Genomic DNA, 25,341 nt, shown 5'->3' on the forward strand with positions numbered 1-25,341 from the left:
TATGAAGACAATATTAATAGTAGATGATATTTTTGAAAACCTATATCTTCTTAGGGTGTTATTAGAAAAAGAAGGGTACACGGTTATTGAAGCTAATGACGGTAAAGAAGCGCTTGATAAATTAGAAGATAATACTGTTGACCTTATTGTTTCTGATATTTTAATGCCAGTTATGGATGGTTATATGTTTTGTCAAGCTTGTAAAAAAGACAAACGTTTTGAAGCCATTCCTTTTGTGTTTTACACCTCTACATATACAGAGAAGACCGACGAAGATTTTGCATTAAAATTGGGTGCTGCTCATTTTTTAAGAAAACCAACAGACCCAGATAAAATTTTAGACTTAGTCCAAATTTTATTAAAACCAGAGTCTACAACAGTTGTTTTAAAACCTAAAGAAAAATTTACGGAGCAAGAAGTTTTAAAGCTATACAGCAAACGTTTAATTAGTAAACTAGAACAAAAAAATCAAGATTTAGAAAAAGAAATTTTTGAACGTGAAAAAGTAGAACAAAAACTAATTAATGAAAACGCAATATTGGAGCTAATAGCCAATAACAAACCTATTAAGAAGGTGTTTGACCACATAATTAACAATTATGAAGCTAGTCGTCCAGATTTTTATGTCTCGATTAGTTTATTAGATGCTGATGGAATTCATTTAAATTTTATATCTGGATCAAGTTTACCTAAGGCTTACACTAATGCTATAAAGCGAATTGCTATTGGAGAAAAAGTGGGGTCTTGCGGTACTGCAGCCTTTACAAAAAAACCAATAATTGTTTCTGATATAAGCAGCCATGAACTTTGGGTGGATTATAAGGATTTAGCTTTAAAGTATAATTTAAAATCGTGCTGGTCTATTCCAATACTTTCAGAAAAAAACAAAGTATTAGGGACTTTTGCTATATATAGTTGTGCAATTAAAACACCTACTTTAGGTAATATTAAGGAGTTAAATTCAGCAGTTAATCTTGCCAAAATAGCCATTGTAAAATTTAATATTATGGCCGAGATTAAGAAAAGAGACGAGTCGTATAAAACACTTGTCAATCATGCAAGTGATGCTATTTTGACGTATTCGTTTGATGGTAAGATACATAGTTTTAATAAGGCAACATACACAAAGTTAGGTTACACGCTAAAAGAGTTTTCAAAATTACAATTAAAAGATATTGTTGTTGGCCCCATTATAGAAAGTACTGAACACTATGATAGGCTAATGTCTGGTGTCTCTGTTATTTTTGAGAAAAAACTAATTTGTAAGGATGGGACCATACTTAATATTGAAGTTTCAGCAAAAAGAGAAAAAGAAAACAGAATTCTGTCAATTGCCAGAGATATTACAGAACGTAAAAAGGCAGAAATAAGACTTTTAGAGAGTGAGCATAACCTTAGGCAGTCTCAAATAGTAGCTAATATAGGCAGTTTTACTATAGATTTAGAATCAGATTCATGGGAAAGTTCTCCTGTTTTAGACGATATTTTTGGAATTGATCAACGTTATATTAGAAACAAAGCAGGTTGGGGTAAAATTATTCATCCAGATCAAAGAGAAGAAATATTAGAACATTTTGAGAATTGTATTCAGAATAGAAAAAAATTAGATATCGAATACAAGGCAATAAAAATTAATTCAAAAAAAGAAATCTGGGTACATGCTATTGGTGAGTTGCTTTTTGATAGTAATACTAACCCTATAAAAATAATTGGAACTACGCAAGATATTACAGAGCGTAAAAAGGCAGAGGTAAAACTTCAAGAAAGCGAATATAATTTAAGACAATCGCAAGCAGTAGCTAATATTGGGACTTTTTCGTTTGATATGGTTTCTAAAACCTGGAAATGCTCAAAAGTCTTAGATGATATTTATGGATTTAAAAATCAAAAAATTAAAATTGTTGATGATTGGGTAAGTATTATTCATCCTGAAGATAAAGATGAAGTTTTAAATCACTTTGAACATAATGTGTTAGTCAAAGGTGAACGTTTTAATAAAGAGTATAGGATTATTAGAAAAGACAATAATAAAATTGTGTGGGTACATGGTTTTGGAGAATTAGTCTTGGATAGTTTAGGAGTGCCCTTTAAAGTAATTGGAACCACTCAAGATATTAACGACCGTAAAAAAGCAGAAATAAAACTTTTTGAAAGCGAGTATATTTTAAGACAGTCACAGATTGTGGGTAACATTGGGTCTTATGCTGTAGAGTTAGATACTATGACTTGGACTAGCTCTGATGTTTTAGATAATATTTTAGGTATTGATAAGTCTTATGTTAAAACAGTACAAAGCTGGGGCGATTTAATTCACATAGAAGAAAGAGCAGAATTGTTAGACTATTTTGAATATTGTGTTAAAAATAACAAGAAGTTTAGCAGAGAATATAGGGTTGTTAGAGCAATTGATAATAAAAATATTTGGGTGTTGGGTGTCGGCGAATTACTTTTTGATAATGAAGCTAATCCTGTTAAGTTAATAGGGACAATCCAAGATATAACAAGCAGAAAAGAGTCTGAAATTTTAATCCAAGAAAGTGAAAGGTCATTACGTTTAGCGCAAAAAATAGCTAAAATAGGAAGTTTTAACTTGGATCTAAAAAATTTAGTTTCAGAAAATTCTAATACGTTTAATGATATAATTGGTATACCGTATGACAAGCCCGTAGATTTTAAATTATGGCAATCTATAGTGCATCCTGAAGACCGATTAATAATTAAAGAGGCTTTAATTAATAGTCAGAAAAGTGATCATAAATTTGATTTAGAATATAGAATACTTACTAAAGACAAAAAGGAGTTAAAATGGATTCATGGTTTAGGCGAAGTTATTTATAACCATGATAAACCTGTTAGTTTTATAGGAACAATACAGGACATTACAAGTCGTAAACAGTCAGAATTAAAACTTCAAGAAAGTGAGTATAACCTAAGACAGTCACAGATAGTTGCAAACATTGGGTCTTACACTGTGGATTTAAATACAATGACTTGGAAAGGGTCTGCCATTCTAGGAAGATTGTTTGGTATTCATAAAAAACACCCAAAAACCATGGAGGGATGGGGGCGTCTTATTCATCCGGAAGATAGAGAAGGCATGCTGACTTATATTGAAGAAGGCATAAAAAACAACATTAAATTTAATAAAGAATACAGGATACTAAGATTAGATACCAAGCAAGAGGTGTGGGTCCATGGTATTGGAGAGCTTGTTTATGACAGTGAGGGGAGAGCTGTGAAAATAATCGGGACCATGCAAGATGTTACCCAACGTAAGCTATCCGAAATTAAAATTCAAGAAAGCGCAAAAGCTTTACAAGAAGCTCAGAAGATAGCAAAAACAGGAAGTTTTAAGTTATTTATAAAAACACTACTTGGAGAAACATCCGATACTTTTAATGATATATTAGGTATTGATTATGATGCTGAAATTAATTTTGAATTGTGGAAGTCGATAGTGCATCCCGATGACAGAGTATTAATAAAGGAAGCGGTTATACAAAGTCAATTATTAAAACAAAAATTTGATTTAGAATATAGGGTTTATACAAAAAACAATAAAGAATTAAAGTGGATACATGGTCTAGGCGAAATCGTATATGACAATGGTGTTGCAGTCAGTTTTGTAGGGACGATTCAAGATATTACCGAACGTAAAAAAGCAGAGATTGAATTAAAAATTGTAAACGAGTTTACAGAAAGCTTAGTAATGTCCATGCAAGAAGGCTTGCTTATGGTTGATTTGGAGGGGACTATTATTAGAGTGAATGAGTCTTACTGTAATATGGTGGGATATTCTAATGACGAGCTTATAGGTATGGAATTACCGTATCCTTTTGCTCAAGAAAAGGACTACGAAAGGATGATGGAAATTAAGGATTTGGTTGCACAGGGTAAAGCACCGTCCTTTCAATTAGAATTTGTTAGAAAAAATGGAAGTAAGTTTATAGCATCATTTTTGGCGGGTCTAATTAGAAATGATAATGATGAGGTTATTGCCATATTTGCTTCTGTAAAGGATGTGTCTGAGGACGAAAAACTAAAAGAAACTTTAAAGGAAATAGCAATAAAATCGACGCAAAAAAAGGAAGTCATTTTACAATTAGCTAATCTAGTAGGTCAGGACTTTAATACATCACTAAATAAAATAACCGAATTATCAGCCAAAACTTTAAATATAGAAAGAGTTAGCGTTTGGAGTTTTAATAACGGTAAGGACCAGTTGACTTGTCAAAAACTGTATACTTTAGCAAGTAATAGTTATCAATCAGGATGCTCAATGTCTTATAAAGATAATCCTAAGTATTTTAAAACATTATCTAAAAATTACGCTATATTGGTGTCAGATGCGCAAAAGGACGCCATCACAAAATCAATGAATAAGGACTATTTAATGCCTAATAATGTTACATCAATTATGGATGTTTTTATTAATAGTGCTAATGGGTATTATGGTGTAATCTGTTTTGAAAATGTTGGATTACCATTAAAAAAATGGGCACCAGAAGATCAAGAATTTGCGACATCTATAGCTAGTATTGTTTCTTTAATATTAGAAAGTACAGAGCGTAAAGTGGCGGAAAGTAATCTAAAATTAGAAAAAGAATTTTCTGAAGAGTTAATTACGTCCCTTCATGATGGGTTATCTGTTGTAGACCTTGACGGTGTGCATATAAAAGTAAATGCAGCTTTGTGTAATATGACTGGATTTACTGAAGACGAATTACTAGGTATTAAAGCGCCTTTTCCATATTGGCCACCAGAAGAGTATGAGAATATATATAATGCTTTTAATAACCCAATAGAAAGTTTTGGGTCTAATAAAAGATTTATTTTAATGCGTAAGAATGGCGAACGTTTTCCCGCTTCATTTTCAGACTCAGTAATTAAAAATAAAGACGGAGAGATAGAAGCGTATTTCACCACCATAACAGATATTTCTTTAAGGGTAAAAGCAGAAAATATTTTAAGAGAAAATATAATAAGATCCGATCAACGAAAAAATATTATTATACAACTGGCAAGTCTTATTGGAGAAGACTTTGACTTGTCGTTGCAAAAAATAGCAGAAACATCAGCTAAGGCATTGGATGTAGATTTAGTAACTATTTGGAAGTATAAAAAAGGAAAAACAGAATTGCTAAGCAAACTTTTTTATAATGGACTTAATCAAGAGTTTCAGAAAGAACAACTAACAATAAAGCAGGTTAATTTTCCTAATTACTTTAGTGTATTTGAAAACAAAAACAGTATTAATATTTCGGATGTTGTTAACGATCCGATAACAAAATCGTTTTCTGAGGAGTTCTTTATACCGTACAATATATCCTCAAGAATTGATGTGGTTATTTATGGAAGGCATGATAATTATGGTATTATTAGCTTTGAAAGTACAATGCCAAAAAGAGTTTTTTCAAATGAAGATGAAAGCTTTGCAACATCTATAGCAAGTATAGTGTCATTACTAGTAGAAAGCAAAGAGCGTACTATAGCGGAAAATAGAATAGCAAAAGCTAATAAACAATTGATAGAAGCTAACAAGGAGTTGACTACTTTACGTAATCAATTAGAACAAGAAAATGTATACTTAAGAAACGAGTTAGATTTAGTATTTAACTATGAAGAAATGGTATATGGTAGTGTAGAGTTTAGTAATGTTTTAAACGAAATTGAAAAAGTAGCACCAACCAAAGCGACTGTTTTACTACAAGGAGAGTCTGGTACGGGTAAAGAGTTGTTAGCAAGAGCAATACATAATACAAGTACAAGAAATAAGAAACCATTAATTAAAGTCAATTGTTCTGCTATACCAAGAGAGTTGATAGAAAGTGAGCTTTTTGGTCACAAAAAAGGGTCTTTTACAGGCGCGTTTAGCGATAAAGTAGGAAAATTTGAATTAGCAGATGGTGGAACTTTATTTCTAGACGAAATAGGTGAGTTGCCTTTAGATATGCAACCAAAAATTCTAAGATTCTTGCAAGAAGGAGAAATTGAAGTCGTTGGTGGCGCTGTATCCAAAAAGATTGATGCTAGAGTTATTGCAGCAACTAACAGAAATTTGGTAGAAGAGATTCAGAAAAAACAATTTAGAGAAGATTTATACTTTAGGCTTAATGTCTTTCCAATAGATGTACCTCCTTTACGTAAACGTAAGGATGATATACCTTTATTGGTAGAGCATTTTGTAGATAAATTTAATAAAGCTTACGAAAAGAATATAAAGTTTATTCCGGATGAGGCTATGAGTAAGTTAAGAGCTTACAATTGGCCAGGAAATATAAGGGAACTTGAAAACCTAATTGAAAGAGCATCAATACTTTCTAACAGTGATACTTTAAGTATTCCTGGTTTTGAAACTACAAACCAAAAAACAAAGCAACGTATTAATACTTTAGATCTTACTATGGATACTGTTATGCGTAATCATATACTTCAAGTCTTAGAAGAAAGCCAATGGAAAATTAGTGGTGCAAAGGGCGCTTCTAGTGTGTTGGGACTAAAACCTAGTACCTTACGCGATAAAATGAATAAATTAGGTATTAAAAAGCCGGATTAAAATAACGGTATACCGTGACTTTTGTATTTTTAGTTAAAAATTTAACGGTATACCGGCGCTTATAATTTTATTAAAAAAAAGTAAAAAAATCATAAACCACTTGAAATCAGTGTTTTGTGATTTTTTTTTGTTCCATTTTTATTTGTGGCATCCCTATTGGATTATGTTTTTCAAATAAATAGTTATGGAGAACGAAAGGCTAGTAAATAATTTTAAATTTTGGGTGGATAAAGAGATTATCCATTGCAAGATATTTAACAATTTTGATGGAACAAAAGAAATAGACGATTTAGAGAATATATTTTTAAATCAGATATTTAAACTATCAGGAGATGTGCACATGCCTATCTTATTTGACATGGAAGATCTTAACTTTACAAACGCGATTAAGGTTTTTAAATTTTTATCAAATAATACGTTAATTAAATCCTTAGTGCTTTCTAAAACTTTTTTAGTACACTCTTTACCTTCTCAAATTAGTTTAAATATACAAAGCTTTTTATGTAACCCAGGAGCTCCTGATTTAATTTTTAAAAATTCTAAATCCGCAGTTAAGTTTTGTATTAATGATACCAGAACTTATAACTCCCTAAATTAATATGTCAAATATTATAACAATAGGACACGCCAAGTTTTGGAGAGAGTATAATAAATCTGTGTTTTTTCAATTTAGTGATGATGATGCCTTTCATAATCTAGATTTAAATACAGCAAAAAAGTACATAGACGTCATGGTTAAATTATGCGACGGAAAACCAATGCCTTTTATTATAGACCTTAGAGGTTTTCGCGGGACGTTCTCCACGGAAGCAGCTAGTTTTATTGCAAAATCTCCTATACTAGAAAAGTTAAGAATCTCCCAAGCATTTATTGTCAACTCTATAGGAACCAAACTATTAATAGCATCTTATAAAAGACTTTACGATCCCATTACACCCTATCATATTTTTTCTGATTTGGGATTGGCAGAGCAATATTGTTTAGAAACTAAAAACGAATTTCATGGAAGCTGTTAAATATTTTTTACCACATAATTTAAACGATGAAGTTATATCGCTAATTAATGATAACTCTATTATCACAATTACAGATGCTTTAGGGCGTGTAGAATTTGCGACTGATAAATACTGCGATGTTTTAAAATGTAGAAGTTTTAGAGTTATAGGAGAAACTCATGAGTTATTAAGATCGCGTTTGCACACTGGAGCAATTTATAAAGCCCTTTGGAGGACCATTAAAATGGGGCAACAATGGAATGGTATTTTAAGCGAAACATTGCATGATGGTAGTGTTGTGTACTTAGATACTACCATTATTCCTATAGAAAATGATATAGATAAAAACACTAAATATTTAGCCTTGTATAATGATGTAACTAAGTTGCATAAGCAAAAAGACGAACTTTTGGAGATTAAAACAGAAACTGAAAGCTTTTTAGAAAGCCTGCCATACAACGTGTTTATAATTACAAAACACGGTAAAATTTTAAATGTAAACAAAAGCTTTTGTAGTATTTCTAGAGCAGAATTATTAGGAACGTATTTGTATGATCATGTAGAGCTACCAACATTTGATTTCTTTAAAAAGAATATAGACTTTGCGTTTTCTACTAAAAACATCAATCAGTTTGAAACCTACAAATTTGATAGAAAAAGCAAAAAGCGTTTTTACAAAGTAACTGTGGCTCCAATTTTTAATGAATTAGGCGGTATGTTTTCTGCCACAATAACCATTCAAGAAATAGTAAAAAATATAATGATAGAATGTTCTGAAGAAGAATAAAATGTCCTAATTAATCCATTAGAACTAAGTTGTTTTACGAAAATAAAGAAACATATAATAGCTAGCCCCCCTCTTCAACCTAGTATTATTTTGTTTCAAATCGCTATTTAATTCATAAAAAACTTAAGCCACTAATAATGAGACAATCTTACATTAAACTACCGTTAAAAACACTATTACTATTACTTTTTTTGTGTTGTAACTATTCCTCACTTGCTCAAGTAGGTATTGGAACAACATCTCCCAATAGCTCTTCTATATTAGATGTTACGTCAACAGACAAAGGCTTGTTAACGCCCAGAATGACTTCAACCGAAAGAATTGCTATTGCAACTCCTGCAGATGGCTTATTGGTATATGATACAACAGAAAGTGCCTTTTATTATTATAAAGTAAGCGTTTGGACTAGAATGGATTCTGAGAAGCGTAATAATCATAAGCTAATTAAGTCTGCTGCGGATTTAAGCGAGGAACTGTCTAATGGAGGTGGAAGCGAATATTTATTGTCTTCAAATACTTTGTATGAAATAAATGGAACAATTCTGCTAACACAATCTATCAATTTAAATAACGCCTACATTATTGGTTTAGATACCAACGAGGATATTTTAGTAAAAACAGGAGGAACTATGTTTGTAGGTACTTCAGGAGGAAGTATTAAAGGCCTAACGTTAACAGCTCCCGGAGGGACCATTTTTAATTTATCAGGATCTAGTTCTGATAATCTTGTTTTTAGAGATGCTGTAGTGGCAAATTCAGCTTCAGTTGGTACTATTCAAGGGTTTGGGTTAGCTTTTTTAAGTATTGTTCAATTTTCAGGAAACACAACTGGTATTACATATAATAATATTGATGAATTATTATTGAGTAATATGGGATGGTTGTCAACAAATTCTGGTACTTATGAGACTTTCACAGGGTCTTTTGGTATTCTAGAAAAGCAAGGCGGGTTCTCTCAAGTAGATGGTTCTGCTATAGGTATAGACGTAAGCAGTAATCCTGTTGTGGAAAATGGTGTATTAACAGCTGCTAGTTTTAGTGGCTCCAGCACGCAGTATGTAAAAAGATACTCTTCAGGATCTTATGTGGGCTATAATTTTGATAATTCGTGGACGGTAGATTGTCCTGGTATACCAGTGGAATCAGACCAAGTGGCTTCAGGGAATATTTATTATAATGGGGCATTAACATCAGGTTTTGCTCAAACATTTAGCAGTGGTTCAGGAACGGATCGTAATTTAACAGGAAACAGTGGTACAAATACGACAACTGCTGTAAACTTACTTAGAATGTCTTCTCCTCAAAATAATAGATTAACTTATTTAGGAAAAAAAACTAGAACATTTCAAATTAACGCAACCGTATCTGCAAGGGGTTTAACAAGTGTGGGTAATTTTTATGCTTTTTATATCAAAAAAAACGGAACTAATACATTGGTAGAAACCAATACTGTAATGCGTGTAAATGATTTGTTAGATGTTACTAGTAATGCCATTTCAGGAACTGTGGAGCTTGCACCTGGAGATTATATAGAGATTTGGACACAGCGGTTATCAAATAGTGTAATATCCACTAATCTTGCAGTATTCTCATTAAACCTTAATATCAAATAATTAATAGCATTTTTTTGTTTTGTTTAGTAAAGGTAAAACCTTCTATTTAGTAATTAAATAGGAGGTTTTTAAAATTATAGCAATTAATAGTCAATTTAATAAGCAGTATAATTATTTCAAAAAAATATTGGCTTATCTTGCAGCGTTTTATTTGTAGTTAAGACAAATAATATAATAAATTACAATCATGGATAGAAGTCGTAATAACGAAGACAGAGTAGCACAAATAAATAAGGTAGTAGAAGATTACTTTAACACACATACAGATACAGATTGGATACCAGCAAAACAGATCATGTCAGATCTAGTGGCAGCAGGTGTTTTTGTAAAGGATCAGAAAAAGGGATTACCACTTCGTAAAGTATTACGTGCTTTAGATAAAGAAAATGCTTTAGACACTATTCCGCTATTACACCCAGAAAGAACAGATACAGCAGTGTATTGGTATTTTGTAAGAGCAGGTGCTAAGTTTCCTAAAAACGAAGCTATAACTCAAGTGTCTAAAAAAGATACTGCAAAAGCAAAAAGAGAAAGTACAGACGAGTTTTATATCGTTAATTTGTGTGATGAGATTTTAAAGGAAGGTGCATCACGTAAGCACACGTTTTCTTGGTTATTTGGAGACATGCATAAAAAAGGTAAAACAAGAACATTGTTACCGGTAGCAGCGTTTTATGAAGAAGCTAATTTAGTTATTGAATTTGCTGAAAAGAAACACAAAACGGAGGCACAATTAGCAAAACTAGAAGAGTTGACTGTAAGTGGTATTACTAGAGGTCAGCAAATAGAAAAGTACAATCACAGAAGAAAAGAGATGTTAGCAAAAAAGGATATCAATTTAATTACAATTGATTACGCTTTATTTGAAACGGAAAACAAGGGTAAATTAGTACGTAATACAGCTGAAGATACTACGTTACTTAAAAAAATATTGAAACAGTATATTAAATAAAAAGCAATTTTAAATACTATACTTTCCTATCAAGGTCTAATCTTAAATATATAAGATTGGACCTTTTTTTTTGTTCGTATTTTTTTTAGGCCCAATGCAAGTCTAGTTAAAAAGTTAAAATAGTATGTCAAATACACAGATTATTATACTTTTAGATAGTTGTTGTAAACCTCTTAGAGAGACTCTAAATAAATTTAGAAATGAATACCACCCAAAAAGCATTAAAAGAGCGTATTAAGGAGTTAACCTGTTTGTATGAGGTGTCTTCAATAATAGGTAATGCTAACGAAGAGTTAATCGAAGATACTTTACAGGCAATTGTGTTTAGTATCAAAAAAGGATTCCAATATCCTAAAAAAACAGACATTCAGATTAATGCTTCTTCGTTAAGCATAGCAACGTGTAATGACGTTAAAAGCAGCATAAGTATTCAGTCTAAAATAAAATTGTTTAATGAAGACAAAGGGACATTAATTGCTTTTTTAAATGAAGCACAATGCTCTCAAAACGATTTTTTAAACGAAGAACAATTACTATTAGATAATATAGCACTTAAAATAGGCAGTTTTCTAGAACGTATCGAAATTCAGAAAAATGAAACCTCTCTTAAACGTCAAATGGAACATGCAGATCGTTTAAGTATTTTAGGCGAAATCACCGCAGGCATAGCACATGAGCTAAATACACCATTAGCTAATATTTTAGGCTTTGCGGAGCTGCTTAAAGAGGATTTAAAAACAGATATAAAAGCGTCTCAGGATGTAGATAAAATTATTAAAAACGCTATATTTTCTAGAGAAGTTGTTAAAAAGTTAATGTTTTTTGCTTGCAAAATGCCACAAGAAATGAAGGAAGTTAACTTAGTGCCAAATATTAAAAATGCAATAAATTTATTAGATGCCACTTTTAGAAAAGAAGACGTCAAGTACATTGTTAAAATAGAAGAAGAGGCCTTGTTATTACGTGCAGATCCAATACAATTAACTCAAATTATTTTCAACTTATTAATTAATGCTATTTATTTTTCTCCAAAACAAGGGTTGGTTACAATTGAAGCTAAAACCACTAAAAAGGCAATTGTTTTAAAAATTAAGGACGAAGGTAAAGGTGTTGATACGGCAGATTTAGATAAAATTTTTCAGCCTTTTTTTACTACCAAACCTATTGGTGACGGTTCCGGATTAGGACTAAGTGTGGTACATGGTATTGTGGCATCGCACAAAGGGACAATTACCGCAAAAAACAATAAAAATAAAGGAGTTACTTTTACTATTACACTCCCAAAATAATAGCTATTCATGCAATTACGTAAAGAAAACATACTTATAGTTGACGACGATGTAAATATCTTAGAGTTATTACAACGTCACTTACAGTCTTGGAATTATCATGTGTTTAAAGCAGTTTCTGTTAAAGAAGCAGTTAGTATTTTACGAGATTCGACTATAGATTTATTAATTACCGATTTAAAAATGCCAGAATTGGACGGTTCAGAGCTTATTAAATTTGTGTCTGAGCACTATCCTAAAATGCCAAAATTGGTAGTTACTGGATATCCATCGGTTCAGGACTCATTAGCTGCAATAAAATCAGGAGTTGTGGATTATTTGACTAAACCATTCACTAAAGACGAGCTTAAAATGGCGTTGGATAAATGTTTGGTAAATTCAGATAGCGTAGCGCAATCTCCTAAAATTTCAATAATTAATAACGATATGCCTTACGGCGAAATTATAGGGCATTCCGATAAAATTAATACTGTAATTCAGATTATTGAACGTGTTAAAAACAATAAAGCCACTGTTTTTATTAAAGGAGAAAGTGGTACAGGAAAAGAACTAGTTGCGCGTGCCATTCATTATCAAGGTAAATTTTCTAGAGCACCATTTATTGCAGTAAATTGCGGTGGTATACCAGAAAACCTATTAGAAGCAGAGTTGTTTGGGTATGTAAAAGGAGCTTTTACAGGAGCAGAAACTAATCGTGAAGGTTTTTTTCAAGCTTCAAATGGAGGTACTATTTTTCTAGACGAAATTGGTAATGCTTCATTAACAGTGCAATCTAGATTACTTCGTGTTTTGCAAGAAAAAGAAGTGGTAAAGGTTGGGTCTACAAAAGCAGAAAAAGTAGATATACGTATTATAGCTGCCACCAATAGTGATTTACGTGATATGATTAAAAAACAAACCTTTAGAGAGGATTTGTATTATAGACTAACAGTAGTAGAGATTGATGTAGCACCTTTGAGAGCACGTAAAGACGATATTAAATTATTGGTAGATAAGTTTTTGTTCAAATATGGTGTGGAGTATAAGGATGGCTATGTCAAAATAACTCCTGAAGCTTTAAAAATATTAGAACGTTACAATTGGCCAGGAAATATTAGAGAGTTAGAAAATATTATCCAACGTGCAGTTATACTTAGTGATAAAACGGTTGAGGTGTTGCATTTACCTGAGCATTTAAAATATACATTACAACACGCTTCGGACACTTTGCAACCATTAAAAGTCATTGAAAAGCAATACATAGAAAAAGTGCTGAGAGCCACAGGGAACAATAAAACCAAAGCTGCTGAGATTCTTCAAATTGACAGAAAAACTATTCGTCAAAAATTGTCAGATTAGACTATTTTATAGCGGTACATTTTTACTCGGTTGGGTAATTTTGTACCACTTGTAATTTCTTTTTTCTTATTCTAAAATCATCTAACCTCTTTTATTTAAAGGGGTTTTTGCATTTGTGATAGTTTACGTTTTTGGTTTGGCACATGCATTGCCAATAGGTTTGTATATAGATTATAAATTTTACACCTATGAGTCATTTTAACATTTGCCCAGATTGTACCCATCGCAATTATTGTGTATTAACAGCCCAAAAAGATAACGTTTGGTCTTGTAGCGAGTTTGATGCATTTAATTCAGGTCAACCCAATCAACTAACTTCAGAGCAAGTAAAACAACCAGAGCAAGAGTTAGTTTTAGTTTAAACATATAATAACAGAATTCATGATTTTTAACACATTAGCATCCGTTTTTGGAAATAAAGAGGCATTAGATAAAAAATCTAATAGAAGCCAAGCTAGAGATAAATATATCTCACAAAAATATTACGAAAGATCAATAATCAATCGCTATTTCAAATAAAAATAACAAACACATTACAATGACAACAGCAACAGCAGATTTGAAAAAAGTAACAAAAAAAGTACCTGTAAGAGGTATGATGGATAATGTTATGGAGCAGTTTAATAGTGCTGCAGACCATATTAATTTACATCCAAGTATTAGAAAAATTTTAAGCATCACTAATAACGAAATATTAGTCAATTTTCCCGTAAAAATGGATAATGGAGATGTTGAGATTTTTACAGGTTACAGAGTGCAACATAACAATGCGCTTGGACCTTATAAAGGGGGGTTACGTTATCATCCAACAGTAGATATTGATGCTGCTAGAGCACTAGCCATGTGGATGACCTGGAAAACATCTTTAGCTGGTTTACCGTATGGTGGCGGTAAGGGAGGTATTAAAATTGATCCGTCTAAATATTCGCAATCAGAGTTAGAGCGTATTACAAGACGTTTTACGTTTGCTTTAGCAGATAACATTGGACCTGAACATGATATTCCTGCTCCAGATGTTAATACTAATAGTCAAACTATGGCTTGGATTGCAGATACCTACATGAGTACGCGTCCACCCGCAGAACGTACTGCTAATCAACATGTGGTTACAGGTAAGCCTGACGCAAGTGGTGGATTAGAAGGACGCGACAGAGCAACAGGTTATGGTGTGTATTTGTCTATTAAATTTTGGGCAGATAAAAGCAATATTAGTTTAGATGGTAAAAAGTTTATTGTTCAAGGTTTTGGTAATGTTGGCTATTGGGCAGCTCATTTTCTAGAAAAAGAGGGCGCTAAATTAGTTGCAGTACAAGATGCTACAGGTAGTATTCAAAATCAAAACGGAATTAGCGTTGAGGACTTATTTAAATACAGTCAAATTAACGATGGTAGTATTGTAAACTTCCCAGATTCTAAAACGGTGGATACTAAAAAGTTTTTCACTTTAGATTGTGACATCTGTATTCCTGCTGCTTTAGGTAACCAAATTACAAAAGAAAATGCGCATCAAATTAAATCAAGATTAATTGCAGAAGGAGCAAACGGACCAACAAATGTAGAAGGAGAAAAGATTTTGTTAGAACGCGGAATTACTATCATACCAGACATTTTATGTAATTCAGGAGGTGTAGTTGGTAGTTATTTTGAATGGTTACAAAACCGAAATGGAGAGATTTGGCAATTGGATGAAGTCATGGCTAAATTGGATAAAAAAATGAAAGAATCATTTAATAAAGTGTTTGACTATGCCATAAATGAAACTGTAGATTTACGTACCGCTGCATTTTGTATAGCAATACAACGTATTGAAAAAGCATACATTCAAAGAGGTATTTTTCCTTGATTTTAAAACATATAAGATGAAATACGGAAGTTTAATATTAGAAAAAAAAGAGTATGTGTATCTCAAGCGCATACTCAATATTTCGGGATATGGAGATGATGCTAGTGTAACTAAATCTTTAGTAAAATTGTCTGAGGAGTTAAAGACTGCGCAAATTGTAAATAATGACGAAGTGCCTGAAGACATTGTACGTTTTAATAGTATAGTTACTATAGCCTCGGATAACGGTTGGGAAAAAGAGTTGCAAGTGGTTGTGCCAATGGAGAAAAACGTGACACTTAACAAAGTGTCCGTTTTAACTCCAATGGGAGCTGCACTTTTTGGATATTCTAAAGACGATACTATAGATTGGGATTTTCCTGGAGGTGCACAAAAAATCAGGATAGTTGATGTGCAAAAAGAAGAAAGCTTAAAAGAAATTGATATAAATATTTAAACCAAATTGTTATGAAAACAGAAAAAATCCAAATTTTTGATCATGATACAAATCTTGATGTGACGCATAAAATAAATACAATGGAGCTTGATAATTGGATCAATCATTTAAAATACATAAAAAAGGAGTTGTCTAATCTTATTAATATTTGTCAAAACGAGCTTAAGGATAAGTTAGACGATAATAGCGTTGCTAATAAATTTGAGAAAAAAGAGGTAGAAAACCAAACACTTCTTAATGCCTTAAATACATATTCTAAATCTAGATTAAATATTATCGAGTGCGAGGATACGCAATGCGATATGATATACATAACGGAGCACGAAAGCTATAGACGTAGTTATTTATATCATTTAGATAAATACAGAAGATTAAAAGATGAGTTTTTCAATAAAGTACAAGGAACCTTCACGCTATTAAAAGTTAATTAATAATTGAATACAGCTACAGCTTCTAAAATAGAATCGCACAGACGCTTGTGTTTAATTAAAGATTACAAAGAGACCAATCATTGGATTGATACTTTAGAGTTGGCTGTTAATGAGTTTCAACATTTTAGCCTTATCGAAAAACAACTTATTAAAAATATAGAAACGTCAAATACGATGTTGGCTTTGCGTAGAAAATTTACGTTAAACATGGCTAGTTTTTGCAAATATGAACAAGAAATAAAAACTGAAATAGAATACGGGAAAACAGAGTATAATGATAGTCGCGCTAAGGTTCATGAAATAAAAAGACTGCAGTTTGTTCAATTAATTAGAGAGCTTCATGATTTTAGAATCAAGTTTTATACGTTACTTGAACGTTACAAAAGATAATAGAGCTAGTCTTGGAGGTGTCGTTATAATATCTGGGTTTGAAATGATAGTGCTGTAGTATTAGATATATTAATTTAAATGCAATAAGATGAAAAAAATATTAATTCCAACAGATTTTACTTTAAATAGCTTTCAAACCATTGATTATGTTTTGCAACTTTTTAAACATGAGTATTGCGATTTTTATTTTTTAAATACATATTCCTATAATGCTAATGGACTTGATGCTATTGCGATGTTGCAAGCGGATGAGGATTGGTTTGATAGACCAAGAGATTATGCTTTAAAACAGTTGGGTAAATTAGTGGAACGTTATACTTTAAATTGTTATGATTTAAACCATCATTTTTTCGCGGTTTCTGAGTGTTCTGGGCTGTTATCTAGTATTCAGAAAAACACTAAAGTATTAGATATAGATTTAATAATATTGACTAGCAAAAATAAAAATAGGCTAGGGGTAAAAACTCAAGCTATTGTAGACAAAATAAGATGTTGTCCAGTATTAATAGTTCCTCCGCATGCAGCCAGTTGTAATACGGTTAACATTACAATAGCATCGGACTTTAAGCAACAGGTTAATACAGCACAAATTGATGACTTTTGCAATATTTTAGAACATACTAATTTAGAAATCACCGTATTAATATTGGCGAAACAGAATACTTTAAGTGATAGTGCAGCTAACCATTTAGAAGCCATGCTAACCTATTTAAAACTTAAGACCAATAGCACAGTGGCACTCCAATACGCACATACTTCTTTTAGTTTAAAAACTTATGCAAAGTCGCACATGGACGGAATCATGTGCGTTGTTGATAAAAAACCAGATATACTAAGAAAAATAGGGATGTTTAGATCTAATGTTTTTTCAACATTAAAACAACTTCATTCTAATACAGTGTTAACTATTCATCAATAAATTTATAGTTATGAGTAATCGAAAATTCAATACAATAGTCTTCTTACTGGCAACAGTAATTATTTTGATTTTAACTTTATTAACACCTGCTCCGGTGTATTAAAAGTAGAATCTAAGAATACTTAAAAGCGTATGGTTAAATGGTGCTGTTTCTTTTAACCATACAATGTTGTATATTGCTTTATGCTTTATAGACAACAAACAAGTTATAGATCCCTTAGTAAAGCCTTGTTTTTACTATGTTTTATTTTAAATGTGCACGTTTTATTTGCACAAGATTTGCCTCCAATACAATACTTTTCACCCAAACAATACGAAGCAGAAAACCAAAACTGGGAAATTTCTCAGGGTAAGGATAAGCATATTTATATAGCAAATTCTAAAGGGCTTTTAGAGTTTAATGGAGCAGATTGGATGTTATATCCTTCACCAAATAAAACTATAATAAGATCGGTTAATGTTGTAGATAATAAAATTTACACGGGTAGTTATATGGAGTTTGGATTTTGGTCTAAAACGCAGGTTGGTGCTCTTGCTTATACATCACTTTCGGAAAAAGTAAAAGAGAGATTATTAGAAGATGAGCAGTTTTGGAAAATAACTAACTTAGATAACTGGTTATTGTTTCAGTCTTTAAATCGCATCTATGTATATAATTTAGAAACAGATAGTTTTAAAATAATAACATCGGAAGTCGGTATTATTAAAATGTTTAAAGTTGATAATACTATTTATTATCAAGACAGAGCAAAAGGGTTGTTAAAATTAGAAAATGGCGAACCTAAAGTAATTATAGGCGCTTCTGCTTTTAATCAGAAAATTATAGTTGGCGTTTATGATGTAGATAATAAGTTGCTAGTTGTTACTCAAAACCATGGTGTTTATAGGCTTGAAGATGGCAAAGCTAAGGTTTGGTCGGAATCTCTAAATAAAACGCTTGTAGATTATTCCATTTATAGTAGTATTAGATTAAAGGATAATAGTTTAGTGTTTGGGACCATATCTAATGGTTTGCTTAGAGTCGATTTGGAAGGTAATATTAAGCAGGTTATCAATCAATCTAACGGACTAGGTAATAATACTGTGCTTTCTGTCTTTGAGGATGTAGATAGTAATATTTGGCTAGGATTAGATAACGGTATTAATTATATAAATAAGAATGCGCCATTCAAAATATTTAATGATGATAAAGGTGTTTTAGGGACAGTTTACACATCTGTTATTTTTGATAATATATTGTATTTAGGGACCAACCAAGGCGTGTTTTATAAAAAAGAAAACGACACTGAATTTAAAGCTATTAAAAACACAAAAGGTCAAGTTTGGAATCTAAAAGTTATTGGTAATCAGTTGTTTTGTGGGCATAATACGGGGTCTTTTTTAATAAAAGATACTGTCGCAACAAAAATAGCAAGCATTGATGGAACTTGGGATTTTAAAACAATAAAAAATCATCCAAACCTCCTACTACAAGGTAATTATAATGGTTTAAATATTCTTGAAAAGCAAGGTGATACTTGGCGCTTTAGAAACAAAATAGAGGGGTTTGATAATTCGTCTAGATTTTTTGTGTTTTCAGAAGAAAACAAAATTTTTGTAAATCACGAGTATAAAGGTGTTTTTAAAATTAACGTAGATGCTGATTTTAGGAAAGTGGTTTCAGTTTCAAAAATAGAAACTTTGGAAAAAGGATTGTTTTCATCTCTTACTGAGTATAATGGCGCACTGTATTACGCAACGGAGCATGGTATTTTTAAAAAGAAAGCTTCAGAAAGCGATTTTGTTAAGGATACTATTTTAAGTCAATTATATGAAGAGCAAGGATACGCTTCAGGTAGATTAATAGTAGATAAAAACACAAATGCATTATGGGTTATTACGCAGAAGGGCGTAAACTACATTAGTCCTGGAAAATTAAGTACAACACCAGAAATCACATTTGTAGCATTACCAAACTCTTTAAGAGAAGGGTTATCTGGATATGAAAGCTTGTCCAATATAAAGCCTAATATTTACTTGTTTGGGACGTCAAAAGGCTATATCACGTTGGATATTTCTAAAATTCATTCAAAGAATTATCAAGTTAGCATTAATGCTATAAATAAAACGCCATTAAGTACTTCTAAGACATTAATTGATTTACAAGAAGAAAGTAATTTCGCAAATAAAGAAAACAATTTGGAGTTTGCATATAGTGTGGCAGAATTTGATAAATACCTTGAAGCAGAATATTCTCATAAATTAGAAGGGCTTTATGATAATTGGAGCAAATGGGATACTAAAGCGAGTATATTGTATAAAAATTTGTCATACGGAGATTACGTGTTTAAGGTAAAGGCAAGGGTAGGAGGTAAAGCATTGGAAAACCAAGCAACGCATACTTTTACAATAGCAAGACCTTGGTATTTGTCAAACTTAATGGTTGTACTTTACTTTATTTTGGGATTTGTAGTAAGCTTGCTTATTAATTATTTTTATAATTTATACTATAGAAAGCAAAAAGAAAAGCTAGTGCTTAAATCTAACCAAGAACTAGAACTTAAAGATTTTGAAACTAAGCAGCAACTTATGGCTTTAAATAATGAAAAACTTAGACAAGAAATTGAAAGCAAAAATAGAGAACTGGCTATTTCAACAATGAGTCTTATAAAAAAGAACGAATTTTTGAATACCATAAAAAGTGAATTAAATGATAAAGTTAAAGACTCAAATTTAAAATATGTAATAAGAATTATTGATAAGAATATTAATAACAAAGATGATTGGAATTTGTTTGAAGAAGCATTTAATAATGCTGATAAAGACTTTTTAAAGAAAGTTAAATCTAGGCACCTAACATTGACATCCAATGACTTAAGGTTATGTGCTTACTTAAGGTTAAACTTATCTTCTAAAGAGATTGCACCATTGCTTAATATTTCGCCTAGAAGTGTAGAAGTTAAACGATATCGTTTGCGTAAAAAAATGGAATTAGAGCATGATGTAAATTTAACGGACTATATACTTAGTATTTAAAAACTATACATTTCTTTAATTCACCACTACATTACCTATACAAAGCCCTATTTTAGGCTCTTGTTAAACTATTGTGTTAGAATCGTTAATTAAACGTTAATGCTATCTAAATATATCATTTACGCATGTTTTTGTATTTTTTTTTGTGTTGTATGCTTTTTGTAGCGGTTAATTTTATCAAATTATCAGATAATCTTGATAATTTTGGTAAAAGCACAAAAACTTTCAAATATGAAACAAACTATTCTCTCATTTCTGTTATTAGTATTTACACTATCCGCATTTGGACAAGAGTATACAATATCAGGAAATGTAACTAGTGAACAAGATGGGTTTCCAATACCTACTGTTAACATTCTAGTTAAAAATTCATCAAACGGTGTTACTACAGATTTTGATGGAAATTATACTATTAAAAATGTACAGCAAAACGCAACTTTAGTATTTTCTTATGTTGGTTATAAAACAAAAGAAATTACGGTAACTAATGGTAATGCTATTAATGTTAAACTTTCTGAAGATGTAGAAGGTTTAGAAGAAGTGGTTATTATTGGATATGGTTCTCAAAAACGAAAAGAAGTAACAGGAGCGGTATCTACAGTAACTAGCGAAACTATTGAAGCTCTAAAACCAACGCGAATAGAGCAAGCGTTACAAGGTCAAGTAGCTGGTGTCAATATTTCTTCACAATCGGGCTCACCAGGAAGTGCATCAAATATTAGGATTAGAGGGGTGTCAACTAACGGAGACAATAGACCTTTAATTTTAGTAGATGGTAATGTTATTGAAGATTTAAGTGTTATAAATCCAGGAGATATAGAAAGCTATACTGTATTAAAAGATGCAACAGCTGGTATTTATGGTGTTAGAGCTGCCAATGGAGTGATATTAATTACGACCAAGACGGGACGTAAAAACAAGAAAATGTCTTTTCAGTACGATTCTTACGTAGGATTCCAGAAAACAACAAGAAAAATACCGCTATTAAATGCTACAGAATATGCTTTAATTAAAAATGAAGCTGCTGCTGCTAGTGGTAGTCCATTACCTTTTCCAGATACATTTGGCCTAAATAGAGGTACAGACTGGCAAGACGAAGTTTTTGAAACGGCTCCAATTTTTAATAATGCTATTACAGCAAGTGGTGGTACAGAAAAGTCAACCTATTCTTTTGGTGCTTCTTTATTAACTCAAGATGGTATTATAGGAGGAAGTAAAGCTAATTTTACACGTTATACAACACGTGCTAATTATGGTTTAGAGATTATTGAGAATCTAAATTTAAAGGCCAACTTAATTTATACTGGTACTGTTAGAAAAGCATTATCAGAAGGTGGTTTAGGGTCTGTTTTATTTAACGCAGTTAATTTTGCGCCTACTGATACACCTAGAGATAGTAATGGAGAATATACATCTTCAGCTAACTATCCGATTGAAGTTGTTAACCCTTTGAAGCAAATTGCTAATACTTTTAATAGAACAAAGGTTGATAAGCTTAGTGGTGTTTTTGGTTTAAATTATAAGTTTTTAGATGGATTTAGTGCAGAAGCTAATTACCAATGGAATTATTCTGAAGTAAGAACAAGAGGGCTTAATCCATTAGTAGAATATGGTAACGGATCAGTATTTGACAATACAGATAATGTTCAATTTACTGAAGGAACAAGCTTTTTTAGAGATTATACTTTTGATGCTTTTGTAAATTACGAAACATCATTAAATGATGAGACACATAACATAAAAGCAACTTTAGGAACGTCAGTATTTAAAACAACAGGAGATTATTACTTAGCTATTGGAGACGGAATGCCAGAAGACACTATTTTTAGTGAAGCTAATATTAATGATGCAACTACTATAACAGATCCTTATGCACAAATAAGTAATCGTTTTTTCGATTCTAGATTACTATCATATTTTGGTAGAATACAATATAATTACAAAGGAAAATATTTATTCTCTGCAGTTGTAAGACGTGATGGATCAACAGCTTTTGGACCTGAAAATAAATTTGGAATTTTTCCATCGGGTTCTATTGGTTGGGTAGTATCCGACGAAGCCTTTTTAGAGGATAGTAGCACAATAAACTTTTTAAAGTTAAGAAGTTCTTATGGAGTATTAGGAAACGATAGAATTCCTGGATTCAGATTCGAATCTCTATTAGATGGAGAAGGTGTATATGTTTTAGATGATGCTTTGGAACTAGGAACAGCAGTTGGCGCTATTTCTAATCCTGAAATCAAATGGGAAGAGCAAAAAGCATTTGATATTGGTTTTGAAACGAGATTATTTAATAGTAAAATTGATATTACTGCAGATTATTTTAAACGTACTACGGAAAACTTATTATTACCAGTAGAGAGTTCTTTAATTTTAGGAGGGGCAGCACCAGGTTCTGGAAACCCTATAGTTAATGCAGGTACTGTTGAAAATAGTGGTTTAGAATTTCAAATTTCTTACAAAGACCAAATTTCAGATAATTTTAAATTCAACGTAAGTTATAATATTTCAACTTTAGAAAATGAGGTCATTGAAGTAAATAACAGTATTGGCTATGAAGTAGGAGGTAGTTTTGGTATTGGTCAAGCTAATCCGCCATCAAGAATGCAAGTTGGGCAGCCAATAGGTGTCTTTTATGGTTTACAGATGGATGGGATTTTTCAAACACAATCAGAAGTGGATGCACATCCATCTCAATTAGCATTAGGAGCAAATGCAGAAGCAGGAGATATCAGATTTGTTGATGTAAATCAAGATGGAGTGATTGATGCAGACGACAGAACTTTTATAGGTAACCCAATTCCGGATGTAACTATGGGATTAAACCTATCTTTTGATTATAAGAATTTTGACTTTCAAACGTATTTCTTTGCTTCACTTGGTAATGATATAGTAAGAAACTACGATCGTAATAGTGCAAAAACAAATTTAACAACATACGTTTTAGACAGATGGACTGGGCCAGGATCTACAAATTCAGATCCTAGAGTTACAAATAGCGCGACTGCTAATACAGTATTCTCAGATTATTTTGTTGAAGATGGATCGTTTCTTAGAGCACAGAACATACAATTAGGGTATACTTTTAATAAAGAAAGATTACAAAATATAGGTCTAGATAATATTAGAGTATACGCATCTGTTAGTAATGCATTTACATTAACAAAATATAGAGGGTTTGATGCAACAACATCTAACGGAGCTCCTATTGGAGGCGGTATTGATAGTGGATTTTATCCAAATCCAAGAACATTTTTAATTGGAACAAACGTAAAATTTTAAAAGATGAAAAACATAAAATATATAATTCTACTTTTAGTTTCAGCTTCGACAATAATAGCGTGTAGTGACGATTTTGTGGACGTTGAATCTCAAAATGAAAGTTCTGAAAACTATTTTAATTCAGAACAAGACTACCAAGATGCTTTAATTGGTGCCTATGATTTGTTACAATCTACTTACTTAAATGTAATGTTAGGAGAAATTGCTTCAGACAATACGCTAGCAGGAGGAGAAAGTGCAACAGATGTGCCAGGAATACAACAAATTGATGACATGATTCACACACCTAATAACGAGCAGTTACGTTCTATTTGGGGTTGGATGTTTGCAGGAGTAAATCGTGCCAATTACATCATGGAGTTTCAGGATAAAACAGCGTTTTCTGGTAAAGAAAATGTATTAGCTCAAACTAGATTTTTAAGAGCATATTATTATTTCGAATTAGTAAAATGGTTTGGAGATGTGCCATTAGTGGTTGATCAACGTTTTTTATTCGGAGACCAATTTACTGCAGACAGAACACCTAAAGAGCAAGTATATACACAAATCGAAATGGATTTATTATACGCAGCAGAGAATTTACCATATGTACAAACTCAGTTAGGACGTGTTACAAAAGGTGCAGCGCAAGCATTATTAGGTAAAGTGTACTTATATCAAGATAAATTTGGCGCAGCAGCGTTAGTTTTAGAGGATTTAATAAACTCGGGTCCACATGATTTGGTTGCAGATTACACAACACTTTTTGAAAATGATAATGAAAATAGTATCGAGTCTGTATTTGAAGTACAATACGCAGATTTAGAAGGTGCTGGATTTGGATGTTTACAGTGTAGCGAAGGTAATGTAGCTGTTGGTTTTAACGGTATTCGTAATTACAATGGACCTTTATTTGATTCAGGATTTAGTTTTAATGTACCAACTCAAGAGGTAGTAGATGCTTTTGAAAGTGATGACCCAAGAATCGATACAGCTATTTTAGATATTAATGCATGGGCAACTAGCACAGGTGCTACGTTTGGAACAGGTAATGAGCACACGGGATATTATAACAGAAAGTATATAGCACGTCAAGGCGATTCTAATATTGGAGATCAAAACTTGACTAATCCAAATAACTACAGAGCTATTAGATATGCTGATGTACTATTAATGGCTGCTGAAGCTTTAAATAGAGGATCTATTGCTGACGATAGAGCACAAAACTATCTTAATTTAGTAAGACAGCGTGCTTTTGGAGATATGGATCATAACATTACGTCTTCAGGAAGTACTCTAACTGAGGCTATTTATAATGAGCGTCGTGTTGAGTTAGTAGGAGAAGGCCACCGCTTTTTTGATTTAGTAAGAACAGGTCGTGCTGCATCAGAAATTGATGGTTTTATGTCAGGAAAACATGAAGTATTTCCAATTCCTCAAATAGAAATAGAATTAACAGGTAATCGTTGGTCTCAAAACACTGGTTATTAATAAAATAATATGAAAATTAAAACGA

The 25,341-nt window shown here is 31.9% G+C and carries 17 protein-coding genes; all 17 read left to right on the forward strand.

What is annotated here, in order from left to right; translation table 11 throughout:
- Position 1 precedes the first annotated feature (1 nt).
- The 17 genes from CXF54_RS15830 (at position 2) to CXF54_RS02495 (ending at position 25,316) form a co-directional block, all read left to right on the forward strand.
- Positions 2-6,556 (forward strand): PAS domain S-box protein, encoded by a 6,555-nt coding sequence (locus tag CXF54_RS15830; protein ID WP_232782560.1) that lies wholly within the window; start codon positions 2-4, stop codon positions 6,554-6,556.
- Between the two features lie 184 nt (positions 6,557-6,740).
- Positions 6,741-7,154 (forward strand): hypothetical protein, encoded by a 414-nt coding sequence (locus tag CXF54_RS02425; RefSeq protein ID WP_090838849.1) that lies wholly within the window; start codon positions 6,741-6,743, stop codon positions 7,152-7,154.
- A 1-nt stretch (position 7,155) separates the two neighbouring features.
- The gene (locus CXF54_RS02430; protein ID WP_101202308.1) at positions 7,156-7,572 is read left to right on the forward strand and encodes a hypothetical protein; all 417 of its coding nucleotides are present in this window, start codon (positions 7,156-7,158) and stop codon (positions 7,570-7,572) included.
- Complete coding sequence (locus tag CXF54_RS02435) at positions 7,559-8,338, forward strand: PAS domain-containing protein (RefSeq protein WP_101202309.1); 780 nt, start codon at positions 7,559-7,561, stop codon at positions 8,336-8,338. Before CXF54_RS02430 ends, CXF54_RS02435 begins: the two co-directional genes overlap by 14 nt.
- Before the next feature lie 137 nt (positions 8,339-8,475).
- Positions 8,476-9,951: a hypothetical protein gene (locus CXF54_RS02440; RefSeq protein ID WP_232782561.1), complete on the forward strand. Its 1,476-nt coding sequence runs from the start codon at positions 8,476-8,478 to the stop codon at positions 9,949-9,951.
- Positions 9,952-10,138: 187 nt separating this feature from the next.
- Positions 10,139-10,903 (forward strand): hypothetical protein, encoded by a 765-nt coding sequence (locus tag CXF54_RS02445; protein ID WP_090838843.1) that lies wholly within the window; start codon positions 10,139-10,141, stop codon positions 10,901-10,903.
- Between the two features lie 200 nt (positions 10,904-11,103).
- Positions 11,104-12,192, forward strand: a complete 1,089-nt coding sequence (locus tag CXF54_RS02450; protein WP_101202310.1) for a sensor histidine kinase — start codon at positions 11,104-11,106, stop codon at positions 12,190-12,192.
- Between the two features lie 9 nt (positions 12,193-12,201).
- The gene (locus tag CXF54_RS02455) at positions 12,202-13,530 is read left to right on the forward strand and encodes a sigma-54-dependent transcriptional regulator (protein ID WP_101202311.1); all 1,329 of its coding nucleotides are present in this window, start codon (positions 12,202-12,204) and stop codon (positions 13,528-13,530) included.
- Between the two features lie 188 nt (positions 13,531-13,718).
- Positions 13,719-13,892, forward strand: a complete 174-nt coding sequence (locus CXF54_RS15675) for a hypothetical protein (RefSeq protein WP_157823375.1) — start codon at positions 13,719-13,721, stop codon at positions 13,890-13,892.
- A gap of 176 nt (positions 13,893-14,068) precedes the next feature.
- Entirely contained in the window at positions 14,069-15,373 is a 1,305-nt protein-coding gene (locus CXF54_RS02460) for a Glu/Leu/Phe/Val family dehydrogenase (protein WP_101202312.1), read from the forward strand.
- 16 nt (positions 15,374-15,389) lie between these two features.
- Positions 15,390-15,809: a GreA/GreB family elongation factor gene (locus CXF54_RS02465; protein ID WP_101202313.1), complete on the forward strand. Its 420-nt coding sequence runs from the start codon at positions 15,390-15,392 to the stop codon at positions 15,807-15,809.
- Positions 15,810-15,820: 11 nt separating this feature from the next.
- Positions 15,821-16,240: a hypothetical protein gene (locus CXF54_RS02470; RefSeq protein WP_090838835.1), complete on the forward strand. Its 420-nt coding sequence runs from the start codon at positions 15,821-15,823 to the stop codon at positions 16,238-16,240.
- 3 nt (positions 16,241-16,243) lie between these two features.
- A complete protein-coding gene (locus CXF54_RS02475) occupies positions 16,244-16,630 on the forward strand; it encodes a hypothetical protein (RefSeq protein WP_101202314.1) in 387 nt (128 codons plus the stop codon).
- An 88-nt stretch (positions 16,631-16,718) separates the two neighbouring features.
- A complete protein-coding gene (locus CXF54_RS02480; protein WP_101202315.1) occupies positions 16,719-17,549 on the forward strand; it encodes a universal stress protein in 831 nt (276 codons plus the stop codon).
- 255 nt (positions 17,550-17,804) lie between these two features.
- Entirely contained in the window at positions 17,805-20,564 is a 2,760-nt protein-coding gene (locus CXF54_RS02485; RefSeq protein WP_232782562.1) for a triple tyrosine motif-containing protein, read from the forward strand.
- 231 nt (positions 20,565-20,795) lie between these two features.
- Positions 20,796-23,846, forward strand: coding sequence for a SusC/RagA family TonB-linked outer membrane protein (locus CXF54_RS02490; protein WP_101202317.1), 3,051 nt, complete (start codon positions 20,796-20,798; stop codon positions 23,844-23,846).
- Positions 23,847-23,849: 3 nt separating this feature from the next.
- The gene (locus CXF54_RS02495; protein WP_101202318.1) at positions 23,850-25,316 is read left to right on the forward strand and encodes a RagB/SusD family nutrient uptake outer membrane protein; all 1,467 of its coding nucleotides are present in this window, start codon (positions 23,850-23,852) and stop codon (positions 25,314-25,316) included.
- Positions 25,317-25,341: the final 25 nt, after the last annotated feature.

It is taken from the genome of Olleya sp. 1-3 (assembly GCF_002836085.1).
GTDB lineage: Bacteria > Bacteroidota > Bacteroidia > Flavobacteriales > Flavobacteriaceae > Olleya > Olleya namhaensis.

Excerpts from the sequence above, each read along its gene's own strand:
- CXF54_RS15830 (WP_232782560.1), top strand. The coding sequence starts at position 2 with ATGAAGACAATATTAATAGTAGATGATATTTTTGAAAACCTATATCTT.
- CXF54_RS02425 (WP_090838849.1), top strand. The coding sequence starts at position 6,741 with ATGGAGAACGAAAGGCTAGTAAATAATTTTAAATTTTGGGTGGATAAA.
- CXF54_RS02430 (WP_101202308.1), top strand. The coding sequence starts at position 7,156 with ATGTCAAATATTATAACAATAGGACACGCCAAGTTTTGGAGAGAGTAT.
- CXF54_RS02435 (WP_101202309.1), top strand. The coding sequence starts at position 7,559 with ATGGAAGCTGTTAAATATTTTTTACCACATAATTTAAACGATGAAGTT.
- CXF54_RS02440 (WP_232782561.1), top strand. The coding sequence starts at position 8,476 with ATGAGACAATCTTACATTAAACTACCGTTAAAAACACTATTACTATTA.
- CXF54_RS02445 (WP_090838843.1), top strand. The coding sequence starts at position 10,139 with ATGGATAGAAGTCGTAATAACGAAGACAGAGTAGCACAAATAAATAAG.
- CXF54_RS02450 (WP_101202310.1), top strand. The coding sequence starts at position 11,104 with ATGAATACCACCCAAAAAGCATTAAAAGAGCGTATTAAGGAGTTAACC.
- CXF54_RS02455 (WP_101202311.1), top strand. The coding sequence starts at position 12,202 with ATGCAATTACGTAAAGAAAACATACTTATAGTTGACGACGATGTAAAT.
- CXF54_RS15675 (WP_157823375.1), top strand. The coding sequence starts at position 13,719 with ATGAGTCATTTTAACATTTGCCCAGATTGTACCCATCGCAATTATTGT.
- CXF54_RS02460 (WP_101202312.1), top strand. The coding sequence starts at position 14,069 with ATGACAACAGCAACAGCAGATTTGAAAAAAGTAACAAAAAAAGTACCT.
- CXF54_RS02465 (WP_101202313.1), top strand. The coding sequence starts at position 15,390 with ATGAAATACGGAAGTTTAATATTAGAAAAAAAAGAGTATGTGTATCTC.
- CXF54_RS02470 (WP_090838835.1), top strand. The coding sequence starts at position 15,821 with ATGAAAACAGAAAAAATCCAAATTTTTGATCATGATACAAATCTTGAT.
- CXF54_RS02480 (WP_101202315.1), top strand. The coding sequence starts at position 16,719 with ATGAAAAAAATATTAATTCCAACAGATTTTACTTTAAATAGCTTTCAA.
- CXF54_RS02490 (WP_101202317.1), top strand. The coding sequence starts at position 20,796 with ATGAAACAAACTATTCTCTCATTTCTGTTATTAGTATTTACACTATCC.
- CXF54_RS02495 (WP_101202318.1), top strand. The coding sequence starts at position 23,850 with ATGAAAAACATAAAATATATAATTCTACTTTTAGTTTCAGCTTCGACA.